General features: G+C 47.7%; 5 protein-coding genes. All 5 read right to left on the reverse strand.

Annotation, left to right across the window (positions count from 1 at the left end; translation table 11 throughout):
- Positions 1–389 (reverse strand): thiamine pyrophosphate-binding protein (locus tag V6C93_RS08745; protein ID WP_349262658.1); only part of this gene is annotated, 389 nt, incomplete at its 3' end.
- Between the two features lie 512 nt (positions 390–901).
- Entirely contained in the window at positions 902–1,321 is a 420-nt protein-coding gene (locus tag V6C93_RS08750) for a hypothetical protein (protein WP_333476271.1), read from the reverse strand.
- A 98-nt stretch (positions 1,322–1,419) separates the two neighbouring features.
- Positions 1,420–1,713: a DUF2103 domain-containing protein gene (locus V6C93_RS08755; protein ID WP_333476272.1), complete on the reverse strand. Its 294-nt coding sequence runs from the start codon at positions 1,711–1,713 to the stop codon at positions 1,420–1,422.
- Positions 1,714–1,717: 4 nt separating this feature from the next.
- A complete protein-coding gene (gene clpS, locus V6C93_RS08760) occupies positions 1,718–2,044 on the reverse strand; it encodes an ATP-dependent Clp protease adapter ClpS (RefSeq protein WP_333476273.1) in 327 nt (108 codons plus the stop codon).
- 91 nt (positions 2,045–2,135) lie between these two features.
- The coding region (locus V6C93_RS08765) for an FAD-dependent oxidoreductase (RefSeq protein WP_333476274.1) at positions 2,136–3,726 on the reverse strand (1,591 nt) is incomplete at its 5' end.

Consider the following 3,726-nt stretch of genomic DNA (forward strand, 5'->3'; position numbering starts at 1 on the left):
AACGCATCCGTGCCGATCGATGCACGACCAACCTGACCCGTTATAATTACCATCGGAATCGAGTCCATGTGAGCCGTGGCAATTCCTGTGACTAAGTTAGTGGCTCCCGGACCCGATGTGCCAAAACAGACCCCCACTTTACCTGTTGCACGGGCATAAGCGTCAGCCGCGTGAGCAGCTCCCTGCTCGTGTCTCACTAAGATATGCTGAATTTCACCTCGGGTTTCCCAGTGATATAGCTCGTCATAGATGGGTAGAATCGCTCCACCGGGATAACCAAAAATATGCTCGACACCATGACGCCTAAGGCTGTCCATTAACGCATAGGCACCAGTCTGGCGGGTGATAGACTGGGGCGGGGTTGGTGTTTCTGTTTCTGTTTTGGAGATGCTCTGGGTACGCACGGGATAACCTCTCAAAATAAGGAATGCTGTATATTAAGTTTTGTATTGTATGCTGCGTAACAGACTTTACATTAATATTTCAGTCTAATAGTGATAACGATCCCTGTCGAGTTCTATCTGATTAATTTCTAGAATCAATTGGCGCTGCATTTCTGGGCTTATAATCGGGGATCGCGGTAAATTTAGGTTTGTAGAGAAGATAGTCATGCATAAATGCCATCATTCTCTAACAATTGATACTGAATCGCCTACTTCAACGATACATCCTCGCCCCAACACCACAATCCGGTTCACTTTCGGGAGGGTGAAAAGGCGATGAGCCGCCATAAAGGTGGTAAGCTTCTGTTTCAAGTATTCCAATGCCTTAACTGCACCAAGATTAGGGGAGCAGGGATAGTTCCCAGAAAAAACAGGAGGAGCGATCGCAAATTGGCTTCCATTTTATAGGATCGGGTTGGGAATAGAATCTAGAGCGTGTAGGTGCTTCTTCACGGCTTCTATTTTGGGGGTGAAATATACTTACCTGTAACCGCGTCTAAAACGGTAACCGCACCTTGGGTAGAAACATGAAACCAATCTAGGGTTGTGATGCGATCGCTATGTTCTTCAAACAGTTGAATAACATAATAAGGTTCAGCCGTTGTAGGGGAACTATCAACTCTCAAACCAACGTGTGCTTTTCCCTTAGATAACCGCTTAATTGTCTGAACTTTCTGTTGAACTTGTCGCAACTGCCAAACAGCATTAATGGCTTTCTTTTCATTGATTGTACGTCTAGATTGAGAAACGCGTTGAGAAGTAGGCGGCTGGATTTGGCTGGCATCTGCTGGGGCGTTGATCAATTCACCAGTGACGGCAGGAACAACCAAAATTGCAGCACTCGCAATCACAACAAAAGATGTTTGTAGTTGATTCATATCAAACCTTAGTCTTCTAGGATGCATGGAGTTGTACTGGGAGGGCACCCTACAATCCATAAGATGAGCGAGTCTTCTCAACTCGGAAAAACTCGTGCTCAACGTTTCAAAACTTGAGCGATCGCATCTTCTAATTCACCTTGACTCAAGAAGGTCACAATAAATACCTCTTGATATGTTTTTCCTGACCTAGCAATAATTTTAAAGCCCCCGCGAATGGGCACCGATACTTTTAAATGTAATCGGGGACTATGACTTTTAGCTCGTCCAATGACAGCAGGCGTAATTGTTTGAATCCCAGTGTAACGCGTAAGACGTTCTAGAACTGGAATCAAACCCGGAATGTGAGTGGAGTGATTCCAAACCAGCCTGCCGTCATTGGTATTGCTCATGAGGTTATGCTGCTTCTATAGGAGCCATCGTTAACCCTGCACGACTCAGCTGTTGGTGGTAGAGTTCCGCTTGTTCTTGGGGGCCAACCCAGACAATGGCTTGACCTTGAAAATGAACCTGATTCGTGAGTTCCCAAGCGCGATCGCTCGTCATACCAGGAATATACTTTACCAAACAGTCGTGAACGTGCTGAAACGTGTTGAAATCATCGTCCAGCACAATCACCTTGTAATTGGGATAGTGCTGGCGAGTAACTTGACCCGATTTTTCAGGAGCTATAACTGGCGATGCAGATGTCGCGTAATAAACCGCTAATACTACCATACTCATAGGGCTGTTACGAAAATCCTTCACCTAAAATTAAGCAACCTGTATTCTTTTCTAGTTTACCTACCCGTTGACCATTTCTCACCCCAAACGGCTACTGCCATTTGTCCCAAGTTTCATTGAAAATTGAAGTATCGGGAAACGCAGTAGGATTGCCACTGTTTTCTATTCGCTGCCGTAGAGCTTGCAGTTCCGGCTCGGCTCGCGGGAGTTGATCGACCAGTTCGTAAGGGGCTATCCTTTTTTCCAAGGCAAATGCTGCCGTAATGCCAGCGGCTGCACCTGATGACCATTCAAAGGAGTGTACTCGATAGGCGGCGGCGGCAATGTGGCTAGTGGCAATGCTTTTTCCAGCAACTAACATATTGTCAATTTTTTGCGGAATCATTGCTCGCAGAGGAATTTGGAAGGGGTAAGCTTGACCGGCTCCTTGCCTTTCACCCTCACGCTCTTTGTTCCCAGGTGCTTCAGGTGGACTCATAACCATACAGGGGTGGAAGTCGATCGCATAATGCCCAATCCCCACAGAATCGGGATAAATAGTGGAGCGAGTCCGCCTCCTCACTTCGTCAGGCGACTTTTTGCCCCCAATTACAGAGATAGATTCTAGTCCAGCCAACGCTGCCCGCAAGCTGCGATAGGTCTCCGGCGAGAGCGTCTTGCGATAATAATCATCTTTGTAGTCACGTCGAGAGATATCGATTTCCCAAACACTAAAGCCGTTGGGATAGCCATAGGCAGGGCGTCCAATTAGCCGCCGTCCTTCCCGCATGTATGGATACTTGGACAATCCGTGTACCGTTCCCATTGGGGAATCTAAACCCGAAAGAAACTTGTTGTTGGGTTGTGGCTGCTTAACACCAGCGCCGAGTTGAGAGTCGGTATTTCCGGCTACCAACCAGTAGAAATAGCCCTGAGAGATTTCTTCTGCCTTGCGTAAAGCCTCTGTGCGCAAGCCACCCATCCAACCTCCGGGTTGCAGCTGTCCTGTTGCTTGCAACTGATCGCGGGCGTAGACAAAGTTATCTTGGGAGGTGCCTGGACGGTAGTCATTACCCCAAGTCCAGTTTTGCATGGAAATATCACCCGGTGTAGGAGCCGTGTAAGTGATACCACCAAACTTTTTGGTTTCACCCTTTTCCGGACTCCAAATCCGCCGATAGGTGTACACCAATCCAAAGTCTGCCAATCGCTTTAGCTCATAGCTGTAGTAGGGTTCGTATTGAGGATAAAACGAGGGCATCTGATAGGTTTGAGGCTCCTTGGTGGCTTGCATTGCAAAGGTATAGGTAAAGCCTTGGGTGCAATATTGGTCGCCATCGGCACTTGAGGAGGACGGTTCTACGTAGGAGCGAGGGTCAATACCCAGGCGGTAGGGAACGTCCGCTAAAGCCAGCAACTCCCCAGTTTCTGAGGCGTCAACAACGTACCAGTTAGGGGCATTCCCTTGAGGTTGCCGTTGAGGAACAAAACGCACGATAGTTTTGTCAAAGCGGGGTGAATTTTCGTATTTGTAGGAATCTTCAATGGTTTGAGAGAGGGGAAAGGTGTTGAGAGGAGGGGCACCTTTCGTAGGTTGATGCTGAATTGCGATCGCACTTTCGATCTGCTTACCATTTGCGCTAATATTCAGCTCCTTAACCACGGTGGAAGGATACCACTTGAGCGTCCCTTTACCGCGTTTG

The sequence above is a fragment of the Allocoleopsis sp. genome (assembly GCF_036703385.1).
Classification (GTDB): domain Bacteria; phylum Cyanobacteriota; class Cyanobacteriia; order Cyanobacteriales; family Coleofasciculaceae; genus Allocoleopsis.

Coding starts and splice junctions, on each gene's coding strand:
- V6C93_RS08750 (WP_333476271.1), bottom strand. CDS start 1,321: ATGAATCAACTACAAACATCTTTTGTTGTGATTGCGAGTGCTGCAATT.
- V6C93_RS08755 (WP_333476272.1), bottom strand. CDS start 1,713: ATGAGCAATACCAATGACGGCAGGCTGGTTTGGAATCACTCCACTCAC.
- clpS (WP_333476273.1), bottom strand. CDS start 2,044: ATGAGTATGGTAGTATTAGCGGTTTATTACGCGACATCTGCATCGCCA.